This window comes from Leifsonia sp. (genome assembly GCF_051955155.1).
Lineage (GTDB): Bacteria > Actinomycetota > Actinomycetes > Actinomycetales > Microbacteriaceae > Leifsonia.
Window position 1 is genome coordinate 18,127 of sequence record NZ_JBQCGZ010000114.1, and the last position, 13,949, is coordinate 32,075.

General features: G+C 70.7%; 12 protein-coding genes. 4 read left to right on the forward strand and 8 right to left on the reverse strand.

The window, feature by feature from the left end; genetic code table 11:
* Positions 1-54: 54 nt before the first annotated feature.
* Both ACTHMF_RS12285 and ACTHMF_RS12290 read left to right on the forward strand, forming a co-directional pair.
* On the forward strand, positions 55-1,365 hold the full coding sequence (locus ACTHMF_RS12285; RefSeq protein WP_440317902.1) for a hypothetical protein: 1,311 nt from the start codon (positions 55-57) through the stop codon (positions 1,363-1,365).
* Complete coding sequence (locus ACTHMF_RS12290) at positions 1,362-2,417, forward strand: glycosyl transferase (RefSeq protein ID WP_440317904.1); 1,056 nt, start codon at positions 1,362-1,364, stop codon at positions 2,415-2,417. The genes ACTHMF_RS12285 and ACTHMF_RS12290 overlap by 4 nt, the downstream gene beginning before the upstream one ends.
* Here the strand turns inward: ACTHMF_RS12290 and ACTHMF_RS12295 are convergent.
* Entirely contained in the window at positions 2,393-3,340 is a 948-nt protein-coding gene (locus ACTHMF_RS12295; RefSeq protein ID WP_440317905.1) for a glycosyltransferase family 2 protein, read from the reverse strand. The genes ACTHMF_RS12290 and ACTHMF_RS12295 overlap by 25 nt on opposite strands.
* Between ACTHMF_RS12295 and ACTHMF_RS12300 the strand changes: the two genes are divergently transcribed.
* The gene (locus ACTHMF_RS12300) at positions 3,339-4,289 is read left to right on the forward strand and encodes a glycosyltransferase family 2 protein (protein ID WP_440317907.1); all 951 of its coding nucleotides are present in this window, start codon (positions 3,339-3,341) and stop codon (positions 4,287-4,289) included. The genes ACTHMF_RS12295 and ACTHMF_RS12300 overlap by 2 nt on opposite strands.
* On the opposite strand, the gene ACTHMF_RS12305 is transcribed toward ACTHMF_RS12300, so the two are convergent.
* The 3 genes from ACTHMF_RS12305 to ACTHMF_RS12315 form a co-directional block, all read right to left on the reverse strand.
* Complete coding sequence (locus ACTHMF_RS12305; RefSeq protein ID WP_440317908.1) at positions 4,283-8,989, reverse strand: PKD domain-containing protein; 4,707 nt, start codon at positions 8,987-8,989, stop codon at positions 4,283-4,285. The genes ACTHMF_RS12300 and ACTHMF_RS12305 overlap by 7 nt on opposite strands.
* A gap of 194 nt (positions 8,990-9,183) precedes the next feature.
* Positions 9,184-9,885: a hypothetical protein gene (locus ACTHMF_RS12310; protein WP_440317909.1), complete on the reverse strand. Its 702-nt coding sequence runs from the start codon at positions 9,883-9,885 to the stop codon at positions 9,184-9,186.
* Positions 9,885-10,631: a CDP-alcohol phosphatidyltransferase family protein gene (locus ACTHMF_RS12315; RefSeq protein WP_314148469.1), complete on the reverse strand. Its 747-nt coding sequence runs from the start codon at positions 10,629-10,631 to the stop codon at positions 9,885-9,887. The genes ACTHMF_RS12310 and ACTHMF_RS12315 overlap by 1 nt, the downstream gene beginning before the upstream one ends.
* A 234-nt stretch (positions 10,632-10,865) precedes the next feature.
* Here ACTHMF_RS12315 and ACTHMF_RS12320 point away from each other — a divergent pair, with 234 nt between their 5' ends.
* The gene (locus tag ACTHMF_RS12320) at positions 10,866-11,288 is read left to right on the forward strand and encodes an adenylyltransferase/cytidyltransferase family protein (protein WP_314148470.1); all 423 of its coding nucleotides are present in this window, start codon (positions 10,866-10,868) and stop codon (positions 11,286-11,288) included.
* Positions 11,289-11,298: 10 nt separating this feature from the next.
* Here the strand turns inward: ACTHMF_RS12320 and ACTHMF_RS12325 are convergent, their stop codons facing one another.
* From ACTHMF_RS12325 to ACTHMF_RS12340, 4 genes are all read right to left on the reverse strand, one after another.
* A complete protein-coding gene (locus ACTHMF_RS12325) occupies positions 11,299-11,877 on the reverse strand; it encodes an amidohydrolase family protein (protein ID WP_440317914.1) in 579 nt (192 codons plus the stop codon).
* A complete protein-coding gene (locus ACTHMF_RS12330; protein ID WP_440317916.1) occupies positions 11,790-12,458 on the reverse strand; it encodes a hypothetical protein in 669 nt (222 codons plus the stop codon). The genes ACTHMF_RS12325 and ACTHMF_RS12330 overlap by 88 nt, the downstream gene beginning before the upstream one ends.
* A complete protein-coding gene (gene pip / locus ACTHMF_RS12335; RefSeq protein WP_440317910.1) occupies positions 12,455-13,414 on the reverse strand; it encodes a prolyl aminopeptidase in 960 nt (319 codons plus the stop codon). Before pip ends, ACTHMF_RS12330 begins: the two co-directional genes overlap by 4 nt.
* A gap of 125 nt (positions 13,415-13,539) precedes the next feature.
* Entirely contained in the window at positions 13,540-13,785 is a 246-nt protein-coding gene (locus ACTHMF_RS12340) for a PLDc N-terminal domain-containing protein (RefSeq protein WP_440317912.1), read from the reverse strand.
* Positions 13,786-13,949: the final 164 nt, after the last annotated feature.

Genomic DNA, 13,949 nt, shown 5'->3' on the forward strand with positions numbered 1-13,949 from the left:
CCAGCCGCCGCCCCTGAATGAGATAATCTCATAATCAGCCGGAAGGATGCGCAGATGGCCGTGGCCGACCCCTCGCCGCTCCGCTTCACAGCAGGGTCCGGGAACGGTCGCGCCTCCGCGCCGCTGCGAACCGCCCAGGCATCCGGTGCGCACCCCAGCGCGATGCAGACGTTCGGGCGTATCGTCGCCGCCTTCTCCCTCGTCGTCATCGGCGCCCGCATCCAGCTCCCCCAGGGCCTGACGGCCGGGTACCTGCTCGCCGTGCTGCTGCTCCCGGTCTGGATCCCGGTGCTTCGCCGCTACCGCGGCGGGATCCTGCTCATGGCGCTCGGCGTCGCCGCCGCGCTCAACGGCTACCTGCTCACCGCGCTCGCCCGCGGGACCGCGCACACCGGCAACGGCCTGGCCCTGCAGAACACCTTCGTCATCATCGGCACCATGCTGACGATCGGGGTCGTGCTCTGGGCGCGCACCCTGCTTCCCCTGTGGAGCCTCGGCCTGTTCTTCGGGATCGGGCTGCTCGGCGGCATCGACCCGCACGGCCTGCTCGCCGGCGGCAACCCCTGGAAGTTCGTGTTCGCCGTCCCGGTCACCGTGATCGCGCTGAGCATCGCCATGATCCGCAGGAGCCGCGGAGTCGAGCTGGTCATCGTGGTCGCCCTCTCCGCGCTGTCGATGGCGAGTGACGCGCGCAGCGGCTTCGCGATCCTGCTGCTCACCGGCGTCCTCGTCGTCTGGCAGCTGCGGCCGACGCAGCACACCAGGAAGGCGTCCACCGCGCGCGTGCTGCTCGGGCTGCTGCTTCTGTCCGCCATCGCCTACAACGTCGGCCAGTCGCTCATCGTCGACGGTGCGCTCGGCGCGGCCACCCAGCAGCGGACCATCGCGCAGATCGACACGTCGGGCTCGCTCATCCTCGGCGGCAGACCGGAGCTCGCGGCCACCGCCTCGCTCATGCAGCACTACCCCTTCGGCTTCGGCTCCGGGGTGTACGCCGACTCCACCCAAGTGCTCGTCGCCAAACAGGGGATGCACGCGATCAACTACGACCCCAACAACGGCTACGTCGAGAACTTCATGTTCGGCACCGGCTTCGAGCTGCACTCGATGGTCGGCGACCTGTGGGCGAACTACGGCGTCGCCGGGCTGGCGCTCTCGGCGGCTCTGCTCTGGTACATCCTGCGCGGGCTGGGGCACAGCGTCGCGAGAAGGACCGCGAGCGCCCTGCTCATCTACCTGGCGGTGCGGACGCTCTGGTCGTTGTTCTTCGGCCCCTGGTACTCGTCCGTGACGCTGCTGACGCTCCTCATCGGGATGACCCTGCTGGAACGCGGCCGCGACGACCTGAAAGCGGTGTCCTCGTGACCGATCGACGCATCGTGGTGCTGCAGTCCTTCCCCGAGCCGCGCGCGACCACGAACCCGTACATCGTCATGCTGGCGCAGGCGATCCGCGCGCAGGGCGACGCGGAGCTGCTGACGTTCTCGTGGCGCACCGCACTCACCCGCCGCTACGACGTCTTCCACATCCACTGGCCGGAGATCCTGGTGGAGGGCAGGACGCCGCTGCGGGCACTGGTCCGTCAGCTGCTGACGGCGCTGCTCCTGGTCCGGCTCGCCGTGCTGCGCATCCCGGTGGTGCGGACCGTCCACAACCTGGAGCTGCCGGAGGGCATCAACCGCAGGCAGCGCTTCCTGCTCGGCCGGTTCGCGCGCCTCACGACGCTGCGGATCACGCTCAACCCGCTGACCCCGCTGCCGGAGGGCGCAGAGGCGGTCACGATCCTGCACGGCCACTACCGCGGCTGGTTCGAGGGCGTCCCGCGCCGCTCGACCGTACCGGGGAGGCTGGGCTACTTCGGCCTGATCCGCCGGTACAAGAACGTGGAGGGCCTGGTGGCCGCCTTCCGCGGGCTGCCGCGGGATGCGTCGCTGCAGATCGGCGGCCGACCGTCGACGCCGGAGCTCGCCGCCGACATCACCGCTCTCGCGGCCGGCGACGAGCGCATCTCGCTCAGCTTCGGCTTCCTCACGGACGAGGAACTGGTCGCGATCGCGACGGCGGCGCAGCTCGTCGTCCTCCCGTACCGCGAGATGCACAACTCGGGCGGCACCCTCGCCGCGCTGTCTCTCGACCGCCCCGTTCTCATCCCCGACAACGACGTCAACCGGGCGCTCGCGGCCGAGGTGGGCGAGGCGTGGGTACGGCGCTATCCCGGCGAGCTCACCACCGAGGTGCTCCTGCACGCGCTCGAGGCCGTGCGCGACGACCCGCCGACCGGCCGGCCGGACCTGTCCGCGCGCGAGTGGACGGCCGTCGGCGCTGAGCACGTCGGCGCCTACCGGCGTGCCGTGCAGCTGGCCGGCGCACGGTCGCACGCGACCGCGACCGCTCAGCGGCGCCGGTACTCCTGGTAACGGTAGCCCGCCGCCCCCGAGAGCATCCCGAGCCCCCGCGCGATCGTCCGCGCGCCGCGCGCGCGATGCTGCAGCGACCCGGTCAGGATCCCGGCGACGACGCGCACGCAGCCGCCCGCGAACCGCACGGCACCCGCGGCCAGGAGCTCGGCGATCGTGCGCCACCGCTCGGCGGGCGTCGCGGCGAGCTTCAGCGAGGTGAGCGACCAGCCGTTGCCGCTGCTGAAGGCGCGCAGCATCACCCAGCGGTGACTGATCCGCGCCGCGGGGACCACGTCCACGACCATCGCCTCGGCGCACCAGAGGATGCGACCTCCGGCGCGCACGAACTCCCGCGTGAACATCGTGTCGTCGCCGCCCGTGATGCCGAAGTCGAGATCGAACCGGAGGCCGTGCGCGCGCACGAAGCGGAGATCGATGAGCAGGTTGTTCGTCGCGGCGACCTCGACCGGCGTCCCGGTCTCCAGCCTGCGGCGCACGAAGAAGCCGCCGGCCTCGATCCAGGCGTCCGGCTGCACCTCGAAGGTGCTGCGCACCGGGCCGACGACCCCCTCGGAGCCGGTCAGCTGCCGGGTGGTCAGGAGCGCGGAGAGCCAGCCGGGCTCCGGACGCTCGTCGTCGTCGATGAAGATGAGGATGTCGTCGTCCGCCGCCTCGCTCAGCGCGCGGTTCCGCGCGGCCGAGATGCCAGGCACGGGCTCCACCGCGTAGCGGATGGACACCGGCAGCGCCTCCGCGAGCCCGGCGACGGCGTCGCGCGCGCTCCCGTCCGCGTCGTTGTCCACCACTTGGATGCGCACCGAGAACGGCAGCTCCGCGACGGTCTCGACCTCGCGCGCGAGCGCGGGGAGGACCGCCCGGATGTCCGCGGGCCTGCGGAAAGTAAGCACGGCGATCACGACGTGGTGCACGATGGACATCATGACAGCATCAGGGCTCCCGGACGAGTCGGACGATCTGGCGATCGTGGTGGTGAACTACGGGTCGTCGGCGCTGCTGTCGAGAAACCTGGCGGCCGTCGCCGCCGATGTCCCCGAGGCGACGATCGTGGTCGTGGACAATTTCTCCACCGACCGGGAGCGGATGGCGCTGCGCGCGCTCGCCGAGCCGCTCGGCTGGCATGTGGTGGAGCCGGACGACAATCTCGGCTTCGGCACAGGGATGAACGTGGGGGTCGCGCGCGCCCGCGAGCTCGGCGCCCGCCGGTTCCTGCTGCTGAACCCGGACGCGACCATCCAGCGGCCCAGCATCCAGGCGCTCCTCGCGCGCTCGGTCGCCGAGCCGATGACGATGCTCTCCCCCGTCGTCCGACGCATCGACGGATCGACGTGGTCGGTCGGCTCCGACGTCTACCTCAGCGACGGGCGCATCCGCTCCGCCGCCCGGCGCGGCACCGTCCCCGGCGAGCGCGTGCCCTGGCTGAGCGGAGCCTGCCTGCTCCTCACCGACCGGCTGTGGGATGCGGCGGGCGGGTTCGCCGACGAGTACTTCCTGTACTGGGAGGACGTCGACCTGTCCCTGCGGGTCACCCGCGCCGGCGGTACGCTCGCGCTGGTCGAGGAGGCGACGGCCGTGCACGACGAGGGCGGAACGCAGCGGGCGGACGGATCGCACGCCGGAGCGGCGAAATCCGGCACCTATTACTACTACAACATCCGCAACCGGCTGCTGTTCGCCGCCAGGAACCTGCCGCCGGAGACGGTGCGCGCCTGGCGCCGCGCGACCCTGCCGGTGGCGTGGGAGATCCTGCTGCAGGGCGGCAGGCGGCAGTTCCTCACCTCGACCGAGGCCGTGCGCGCGGGATGGCGGGGAGTCCGGGACGGCCTTCGCCTGTCCCGGACCCCCCGCCATCTGGATGAGCCAGACTACTGAGCGGTCTTCGCGCTGAAGTTGTCGACGCTCAGCGTGGTCGTCGCGTCCGTCGCCGAACCGGAGATGTAGGACGCGATCCCGACGCTGCCCGCGGCCTGCATGGCGGCCGTGGTGCTGGTCGCCGTCGCCTGCCACGCCGTCGGCTCGGCCTGCGACGCGTCCCACACCTTGGCGTTCAGCGTCGTGGTCGTGCCGTCGCCCACCGTCGTCATCCGGACGTTGAGCACCATGCCCGGCGTCCAGGTGAGTCCGGCGATGTTCAGCGCCTTGATGGTGGTGCCGCCCTCCAGGATCTGGACCTGCACCGCGCCTCCCGCCTTGATCCAAGCCCGGCCGATGAACGCCGTGCTGCCGACCTGGCGGCCGATGACCCCGGCGAACTGACCGCCGCCGGTCGCCGCCTTGTCGACGGTGAACGACGCCTGGACATCGGTGGCCGCGGAGGACACCGAGCCGAGCCGGGCGGTGCGCGTCTGGCCGATCGGGATCGCGATGGCGCCGACCCCGTTGCCGACGGAGAAGTTCGCCGCCGTCCCGGAGAGGGTCCAGGCGCCCCCGCTGTCGGCGGTGCCCCAGCCGTTCGCGACCGTCCTGCCGAACGCGTCCGCTGCGAGCGCCGTGCCCGTGCCGGAAGTGACGATCACCGACCTTGACGCGGTGCCCGTCGCCGACTGGTTGTCGGTGACGGTCAGCGTGACCGTGTAGGTGCCCGCGCTCGCGTAGGTGTGCGACGCCGTCGCTCCCGTGCCCGTTCCTCCGTCGCCGAAGTTCCAGGCGTAGGAGGCGATGGAGCCGTCCGGGTCGCTGGACGCGGACCCGTCGACGCTCACGGCCAGGCCGTTCGCGTTCGCCGTGAACGACGCCGTCGGGGCCACGTTCGCCTTGACCACCGTCACCTGCTTGGTGATGCTGTTCGTCGCGCCCTGGTTGTCGGTGACGGTCAGCGTGATCGCGTAGGTCCCGCCCGCCGCGTAGGTGTGCGACGCGGTGGCACCGGTGCCGGTCCCGCCGTCTCCGAAGTTCCAGGCGTACGAGGCGATCGTGCCGTCCGGGTCGCTCGAGCCGGTGCCGTCCACGCTCACCGCCAGGGAGTTCGCCGACGACGTGAACGCCGCGGTCGGGGCCTGGTTCGGCGGAGTGACCGTGACCTGCTTGGTGGAGCTCGTGGTCGCGTTGCTGTCGTCCGTCGTGGTCAGCGTGATCGTGTACGTCCCACCCGCCGCGTAGGTGTGGTTCGCGGTGACACCGGTCCCGGTGGAGCCGTCACCCCAATCCCACGCGTAGCCGATGATCGAGCCGTCGGGGTCGGAGGACGCCGAGGCGTCCGTGTTCACCGTCAGGTTGCTCGGCGTCACCGTGAACGACGACGTCGGGGGCTGGTTCGGCACCGGGGCGACCGTGACCTGCTGCGAGCTGGACGTGGTCGCACCGGCGTTGTCGGTGACCGTCAGCGTGACCGCGTAGGTGCCGGCCGCGCCGTAGGTGTGCGACGAGGTGACGCCGGTGGTGCTGGAGCCGTCACCCCAGTTCCACGAGTAGCCCGCGATCGTCCCGTCCGGGTCGGTCGACGCCGAGGCGTCCACCGAGGCGATCAGGCCGGCCGACGACGCCGTGAAGGACGCCGTGGGCGGCTGGTTCGCCGGGGTCCCGGTGGTGCCGAGCGAGTAGTGGTTCGCGACGGTCGCCGCCGAGAGCTCGGTCGAGTAGACCGCGATCTCGTCGAGCGTGCCCTTGAAGTACGCGCTGCTCGATCCCCACGTGTTGTCGCCGCCGATCCGCCAGTAGCCGTTGTAGGCCTGGGCCCCGGTCTGAGGGTTGGTCCCCACCGAGACGCCGTCGACGTAGAGCACCATGCCGTCGGACGCCTGGGTGGCGACCACGTAGTGCCACTTGTTGTCGTTCAGCGGTGTCGGGGAGGTGATGGTGTTCGCCTGCCCGGTCCAGGTGCCGAAGACCAGCCGGCCGTCGTCCTGCATGTAGACGTGCCTGTCGTAGTTGCTCGACAGCCCCGTCTGCGCGTCGCCGAAGCCGATCAGCTTGCCGCCGGTCGTGGTGTTCGTCTTGAACCAGCCCTCCAGCGAGTAGGTCGTCGGGTTCGACACCTGCGTGTTGCTGACGGCGATCCCGTTGACCCCGCTGAACGAGGTGGCCCGGTTGCTGACGCCGATCAGGGCGCCGGTCTGGTTGTGGGTGTAGATGCCCCGGTAGGTGCCGGTCTGGCCGTAGACGCCGGAGTCGGCGGCGGTCGTCCCGGTGTCGGCGAGACGCCAGTACAGGTCGGGGTCGCTCTTGTACACCGACGCTCCGTACGCGTCGGCGGGAGCCGGCGGCACGTTGAGGGTGTACCCGGCAGCCTGGTACATCGACGCGACCTGCTGCTTGCTCAGCACCGACGGGTAGATGGCGACCTGGGAGATGGTGCCGGCGAAGTAGTTGCTGGACGGCTGGCTGGTCCACCCGTTCAGGTTGTCACCACCGACCCTCCAGTAGCCGTTGTACGCCTGTCCCGTCGTCACGTCCGCCCTGCTGGCGACCCGCAGGCCGTCGACGTAGAGGACCATGCCGTTGCTGCCCAGCGTCGCGGTGATCTGGTGCCACTTCCCGTCGTTCAGCGCGGTCGGGGTGTTCAGAGTCTGAACGCCGCCGGGGTACACGCCGAAGTACACGCGGCCGTTGTTGGCCATGTACACGTGCCGGTCGTAGCTGCCGGAGTCGCCGGTGCTCTGGTTGCCGAAGCCGAGGATCTTGCCGCCCCTGGTGGTGGTCGTCTTGATCCAGGCCTGCGCGGTGAACGTGTTCGCTCCGTCCTCGTTGGTGGGCGATGCGAAGAACCCGTCACTGGCGCCGTCGAAGACCGCGGCGGTCGTGCTGTCCGGGTTCAGCGGACCGGTGCCGGAGCGGGTCACGCCGGCGTTCAGGGTCGCGTCGTTGCCGTTCGCCCAGTCGTAGGCGTTGCTCCCCGAGCTCTCGTTGAGCGGCCAGTAGTACTCGGGCGTGGCGTTCAGCACGCTGGAGGCGTACGGCGTCATGGACCCGGAGGCGGCGATCGTCACCGAGACCCGCGAGCTGTACATCGTGTTGCCGTTCGGGTCCGTGACCCTGATCCGGTAGTCCTGCGTCGAGCCCGGTGTCTGCCCGGTATCGGTGAACACCAACGATTTCGGTTGCCAGAACGGCGTCGTGACCTGAGTCGTGTAGATCGGGTGACCCGTCGCATCGCCGCGGATGACGTCGTAGGTCAGCGTCTTGTTGTCCGGATCCCAGTTCGTCTTCCAGCTGATCCGCGCCGTCCCCTCGGTGAGCGAGATGACGTTCGGGCTGTACGAGGCCGTCTGGATCTGCGGGCCGATCTTCAGCGGCGCGACCGACGGCATGGCGAACCGGACGAGGCCCTGCTGCGCCTTGCCCTGCACCCGGGTGAACTCGCCGCCGAGGACGAGGTAGTTGCCGGCGGAGTCGTTGCTCCACGGCCCCTGGCTCTGGCCGGTGTAGGTACCCGTGTTGACGTCCGGGAACCAGTTGAGCAGGTCGGGACGCGGGTTGCCGGCGAAGTTGTAGTAGCCGTACGGGTCGTTCGTGACGGTGCCGCGGACGTCCGTGGTGAACGCCAGCGCGCGGTGGAACGTCCAGTCGGGACTGGTCTGCGGGAAGCCGCCGATGTTGCCGCAGTAGTGCGGATGCCCGACCGCGTACTCGACGCCCTGCAGCACGGTGATGTCGTAGGTGTCGCCGTGGCAGTCCTCCACCCAGACCAGGTCGCCGTTCGCCCAGTCGGCCCGGAAGGAGCCCTCCAGGTTTCCGCCGGAGCCGAACACGTAGCCCGAGCCGTAGATGCCGGACGCGTCGGCGTGCAGCGCCTCGATCGCGGCCTGGCTGCCGCCGTTGCGGATGAGGTTGTTGACGTTCCACGGCAGCAGCGTCGCCGTGTCCGGGGTGAGCGCGGCGAGGCCGTACCCGGGGTTGGAGGAGCCGTTGACGGAGGTGAAGTTGCCGCCGATGACGACCTTGGAGCCGTCCGGCGACATCACGATGTGCTGGGCGGTGCCTCCCGCGACGGTCGGTGCCCACGGCAGGATCGCGCCGTTGGTCGCCGAGAAGGCCGCGGCGTACGTGCGCGACTGGTTGCCTGCCGAGCCGAACGCGCCGACGGCGTAGACCGTCGAGTTCGTCGCGACGATGCCGTTCACGGTCGCGTTGATGATCGGCACGAAGCTCGTGATGAGCGCGCCGGTCGCGGTGTTGAACGCCGCGAGCCGGTAGCGGGTCGCGCCCCCGATCGTGGTGAAGCTGCCTCCGACGTACAGCCTCGATCCGTCCGGCGAGACCGCGAACGCCTTGACCTGCGCGTTCGGAGCGGGGTTGAACGAGGTGTTCAGGGCTCCGGTGGTGAGGTCGAAGGCGAGCAGGTTCGCGCGCGGCGTGAGGTTGGTCCCAGCGGCGGCGCCCGCGGGCCGCGCGTTGGCGAACTGTCCGCCGACGTAGACCGTGTTGCCGACGATCTGTTCCGCCCAGGCGACGCCGTCCATCTGGACGGTGGGCAACGGGTCGGCGCTGACCGTCGCGGGATCTCCGGGGGGCGGTGCGGTGTCGGCCAGTGCAGGCTGGACGGCGACGAGGGAGGCCAGGATCGCTGCGGCCGCAGCGACGATTCCGATCGCGGCGCGTCGGCGCCTGCGGCTCCGGCGCGGGGGATCCGCCATCTCCTGTGGTGTCCCGCCGCCTGCGGGAGGTTCGTGCGAAGCAGTCACGGTTTCATCCTGTGTTCGGGTTCGAGGAGAATCGTCGTTTCGGGTGCTCGGGGGTTTTATCGACAAATTCTCAGTTTATTGGCGCTGAGCTTACCTCAGTTAACGGGACGAGTGAGGACCGGATCCCCCGTATTGGGGGGCCTGGCTCACTTCGGGGCGGCGCCTTGGAAGGCGATGGCGGGCGCACCCGCCTGATAGTCCACCGTGATCGTGACGGACCCACGCTGGTCCTCCGGCACGGTGAAGACATAGGTCGCCGACGCGCTCGAGTGCGCCGGGATGCTGGCGGCCAGGGTGGTCGCTCCGGGTCCGCTCAATGGCAGCGCCGGGGTGTTGTCCTGGCCGTAGTAGGCGTTGACGACGATCGGCTGGCTGCCATACGCGGCGGCGCCGGGGTTGGCGAAGACGAGCGTGAACCGTATGGCGGGTCCGGCAACCTCGCCGGGACCGCTCGCCTCGCCCTTGACGGCCTCGAGCTTCGACATGGTCACCGTGACGCCCTTGTCGACGGTGGTCTTCGTGCTCAGCGCGATCGGCTCCCGCTGCGGCAGCGCCGCTCCGGCCGCTCCGGGCTGGGCGGTGGGCTTGGAGGTGGCGGTCGGAGCCGGCTTCGCGGTCGAGGGCTTCGGCGCCGACGGGGTTGGGGAGGCGGAGGAGTGCGGAGCCGGGGCCGGGCTGCTCGGGGACTCCGCGGCGACCGGCGACGATGCCGAGCCGTTCGCGACGCCCCACCAGATGCCCGCCGTGGCGAGCCCGATCACGACGACCGCCGCGACCGCGAGGAGGACGACGTTCCTCGTCCGTCTGGTCCCGCCGAGCTCCGGCGGCTGCTTCTCGTGCGTTGACATCAGCTTTCCTTCCCGAGTTGCTTCATCTGCCCGAACCAGCGCGGGAGCGCGAGCGCGAGAGCTCCGAGGTTGGCGATGAAGAAGAGGCCGTAGGCGATGGTGAAGACCATCGGCCAGCCGAGCAGCACGAACACCAAGCAGAGGATGCCGTAGTCGGTCGGCAGCAGCAGGATCGTGTGGGCGGCGGAGCGGGCGCCCGGCCGGCGGGCCGCGCCGCCGCCGCGCGCCTGGCGCAGCAGGTCGTTGAGGATCATCCCGAAGAACGTGACGGCGGAGACGACCGTATAGAGGAGCGGGAGCAGCAGCCACCACGCCGACGGCAGCGCGAAGAAGCGGAACATGGCGATGGCGACGGCGATGTGGAGGCTCGAGAGCTTGGCGGCGTCCACCACGTGGTCCAGCCATTCGCCCGCCGGGGAGCCGCCGCCGCGCAGCCGCGCGACCTGGCCGTCCGCAGAGTCGAACGCGTAGCCGAGCGCCAGCAGCAGCCAGACCAGGATGCCGGTCCAGGGCGCGGGCGGCACGAGCGCGATGCACAGGATGCCGGCGAAGGTCAGGGTCGCCGAAACGGCGGTCACGGCGTTCGGGGTGAGGCCGGCGCGGTAGGCCCACGCGGCGATGAGGCGGCCCACCTTGCGGTTGACGTAGACGGAGTAGGGGGGAGAGCCGGGCAACGAGACCTTCTGCGCTCCCGCGAGCCGGCGCACGATCTCGCCGTACGACGTGGAGCTGTCGTCGATCGTCATCTGTCCCCTCCAGGTCTCTCACTGCGACCCGGACAGCACGGAACCCGGTTCGGGATCGGGCTTCCCTGCGGCGGTCGGGCCGTGCGGGCAGTCTAGTTGAGAAAGTCTCAACAAACACCCCTTCGCTCCCACCCCGTTCGGGTGACAAGCGGGCCGCGGTCGGCGGCAGTAGTGACAACTCCTCACTTTATGTGGACAATAGGTGAGAATCCCTCAACCCGAAGGAGGCGACCCGTGACCGTTCGCGTCGGCTACGCAGCAGGAGCGTTCGACCTGTTCCACATCGGACACCTGAACATCCTCAAGCACGCGAAGAGCCAGTGCGACCATCTGATCGCGGGAGTCGTCTCGGACGAGATGCTGCGGCTGACGAAGGGCGTCGACCCGGTCATCCCGCTGGCCGAGCGGCTGGAGATCGTGCGGAGCATCGAGTACGTGGACGAGGCGGTCGCCGAAACGGTGCCGGACAAGCTGGACACCTGGCGCGAGCTGCGCTTCGACGTGTTCTTCAAGGGCGACGACTGGCGCGGCACCGAGAAGGGCCTGCGGCTGGAGCGCGAGTTCGCGGCCGTCGGCGTCGAGGTCGTCTACTTCCCCTACACGATGACGACGTCGTCCACCCAGCTGCGCCAGGCGCTGGCCGCGCTGGCCGGCTGAGGCCGCCGGCTCAGACCGGGACGCCGCCGACGAGCACCAGCTCGCGCGCGGGCGCCGCGACCAGCGCCTCCGGGACGTTCTGCGCGTCCACGAGCACGACGTCCGCCGGCGCCCCGGCGACGAGGTCGTGCACGGGACGGCCGACGAACGCGCCGGCGTCGCTGGTCGCGATGCGCACCGCCTCGGTCAGCTCCTCGTCCCGGCGCGCGCCGGAGAGCTGGGCGAGCCTGGTCGCGAGCCGCAGCATGTCGCCGTCTCCGTAGGGCCCCCACAGGTCGCGGATGCCGTCCGTTCCGAGCCCGACCGGAATCCCGGCGTCGCGCAGCAGCCGCAGCGGGAGCCGCGGCGCGTTGATCGGCGCGACCGTCGTGATCGACACCCCGGCCTCGCGCATCCCCTCGACGAGCGCCTGCTGACGCGCGGGCGGCAGCTCGCCGATCGCGAAGCCGTGCGCCACGTTCACCCGGCCGCCGAGGCCGAGCGCGCGGGTGCGCTCGATGATCAGCTCGTACTGGAACGCGCCCAGCTCGCCGCCGTCGTGCAGGTGGATGTCGATGCCGACGCCGCGCCGGTCGGCGATGCCGAACAGGCCGTCGAGCTGACCGACCGGGTCCCTGTCGATGGACGCCGGGTCCAGGCCGCCGATGTGGTCTGCGCCCTCCGCCGCCGCGCGTCCAGCAGGTCGAGGACCCCCGGACGGCGCAGCACGCCGTCCTGCGGGAACGCGACGATCTCCAGCGCGACCGGCAGCCCGAGGCCCGCGACGGCCTCCCGCACCACCGCGATCCCGCGCAGGCCGACGCCGAGGTCGACATCCACGTGCGACCGGAACGCGGTCGTGCCCTGGGCGACGAGGGCGCGCAGCAGGGCGCTCGTGGCGTCGGGACTCGGGATGCCGAGCTCGTCGCGGTGCGCCCGCTCGTGCGCGATGCGGCCCTGCGTCGTCGCCTCGCCGCCGTAGCTCACCCACGGCTTGCCCCACCAGCTCTTGTCGAGGTGCGCGTGCGCGTTGACGAACCCCGGCAGCGCGAGCAGCCCGCGGCCGTCGATCGCGTCGCCCGACGCGCGCGCGGGCAGGTGCGGCTCGATGGCCGCGATCGTGCCGTCCTCGATCAGGATGTCGCTCGCGGCGCCGCCCCACGGCCGCACGTTCGTGAGCAGCGCCGTCATCGGTCGGCGAACCGGTCGGTGGCCTCGATGAGCGCGTCCAGGATGCCGGGTTCGTCGTACGCGTGGCCCGCATCCGGGATCATCCGCAGCTCCGCCTGCGGCCACGCACGGTGCAGGTCCCACGCGGTCATCGGCGGCGTGCAGGCGTCGTAGCGGCCCTGCACGATGACGCCCGGGATGTCCGCCAGCCGGTGCGCGTCGCGGATCAGCTGCTCCGGTTCGAACCAGCCGCCGTTGACGAAGTAGTGGTTCTCGATGCGCGCGAAGGCGACGGCGTACTTCTCCTCCGTGAAGCTCGCGACCACCTCGGGCCGCGGCAGCAGCGTGATCGTGGACGACTCCCAGCGCGACCAGGCGACGGCGGCCGGTCCGTGCACGGCGGGGTCGGGGTCGGCGAGCAGCCGGCTGTAGGCGCGGATGAGGTGGCCGCGCTCCTCCGCGGGCACCGGCTCGAGGAAGCCCTCCCACAGGTCGGGGAAGAGCGCGGCCGCGCCGCCCTCGTAGAACCAGTCCAGCTCGTGCGGACGCAGCGTGAAGATGCCGCGCAGCACGAGCTCGGTCACGCACTCGGGATGCGTCTCGGCGTAGGCGAGGCCCAGGGCGCTCCCCCACGAGCCGCCGAAGACCTGCCAGCGCTCGATGCCGAGGTGCTCGCGCAGCCGCTCCATGTCGGCGACCAGGTTCCAGGTCGTGTTGGCGGCGAGGTCGGCCTCTGCGTCGCTCGCGTGCGGCAGGCTCTTCCCGCAGTTGCGCTGGTCGAACAGCACGATGCGGTAGCGCTCGGGGTCGAACAGCCTGCGGTGGGCGGGCGTGGTGCCTCCGCCGGGGCCGCCGTGCAGGAACACCGCGGGCTTCCCGTCCGGGTTGCCGCTGGTCTCCCAGTACACCTGCTGTCCGTCGCCGACATCCAGCATCCCGCTGTCGTACGGCTCGATCTCCGGGTAGAGGCTGCGCATGCTCCCGAGGCTATCGGTCGCGCGGCCGCCGCCCGGAGAGCACAGCCGGCGACGGCGAACGTGTCGTGCCCGGTTGCGACGACGATCTCCTGGAGTCGCCGCGTCGGACCCGGTGCAGGCTCGGTTCAGCGAAAACGGCTGTGCACGGCGTTCTCGATCCGCCGGGTGCGGTCGCCGACGGCATACCAGGCGACGACGCCGGGCAGCGGGAAGACCACCAGGGCGGCAATCCAGAGCAGCTTGCTCGCGTACTCCATCCGGCTCGAGCGGACGACCTGCACCGCGGCGATCACGATGAAGGTCAGCCACGCCGCCAGTGCCACGAAGCCGAGGACGATGAGGACCCAACCGAGGACGTCCGGAGTGTTCATCAGGCGCTCCTTCGCATTCGGTGCGGGCGACCCGCACTAGCCAACTTACCCACATCCCACGACCCGAGTACGCAGAAAATGGCCCCGAAACGGCCGAGTAAGCAGAGAATCTTCGTAATACGCGGTGGGTCTGACCCCACGCTCCCCCCGGCGGCGGCGGGAGG

Excerpts from the sequence above, each read along its gene's own strand:
- pip (WP_440317910.1), bottom strand. The coding sequence starts at position 13,414 with ATGCGCAGCCTCTACCCGGAGATCGAGCCGTACGACAGCGGGATGCTG.
- ACTHMF_RS12295 (WP_440317905.1), bottom strand. The coding sequence starts at position 3,340 with ATGATGTCCATCGTGCACCACGTCGTGATCGCCGTGCTTACTTTCCGC.
- ACTHMF_RS12305 (WP_440317908.1), bottom strand. The coding sequence starts at position 8,989 with ATGGCGGATCCCCCGCGCCGGAGCCGCAGGCGCCGACGCGCCGCGATC.
- ACTHMF_RS12300 (WP_440317907.1), top strand. The coding sequence starts at position 3,339 with ATGACAGCATCAGGGCTCCCGGACGAGTCGGACGATCTGGCGATCGTG.
- ACTHMF_RS12285 (WP_440317902.1), top strand. The coding sequence starts at position 55 with ATGGCCGTGGCCGACCCCTCGCCGCTCCGCTTCACAGCAGGGTCCGGG.
- ACTHMF_RS12310 (WP_440317909.1), bottom strand. The coding sequence starts at position 9,885 with ATGTCAACGCACGAGAAGCAGCCGCCGGAGCTCGGCGGGACCAGACGG.
- ACTHMF_RS12330 (WP_440317916.1), bottom strand. The coding sequence starts at position 12,458 with ATGACGGCGCTGCTCACGAACGTGCGGCCGTGGGGCGGCGCCGCGAGC.
- ACTHMF_RS12315 (WP_314148469.1), bottom strand. The coding sequence starts at position 10,631 with ATGACGATCGACGACAGCTCCACGTCGTACGGCGAGATCGTGCGCCGG.
- ACTHMF_RS12340 (WP_440317912.1), bottom strand. The coding sequence starts at position 13,785 with ATGAACACTCCGGACGTCCTCGGTTGGGTCCTCATCGTCCTCGGCTTC.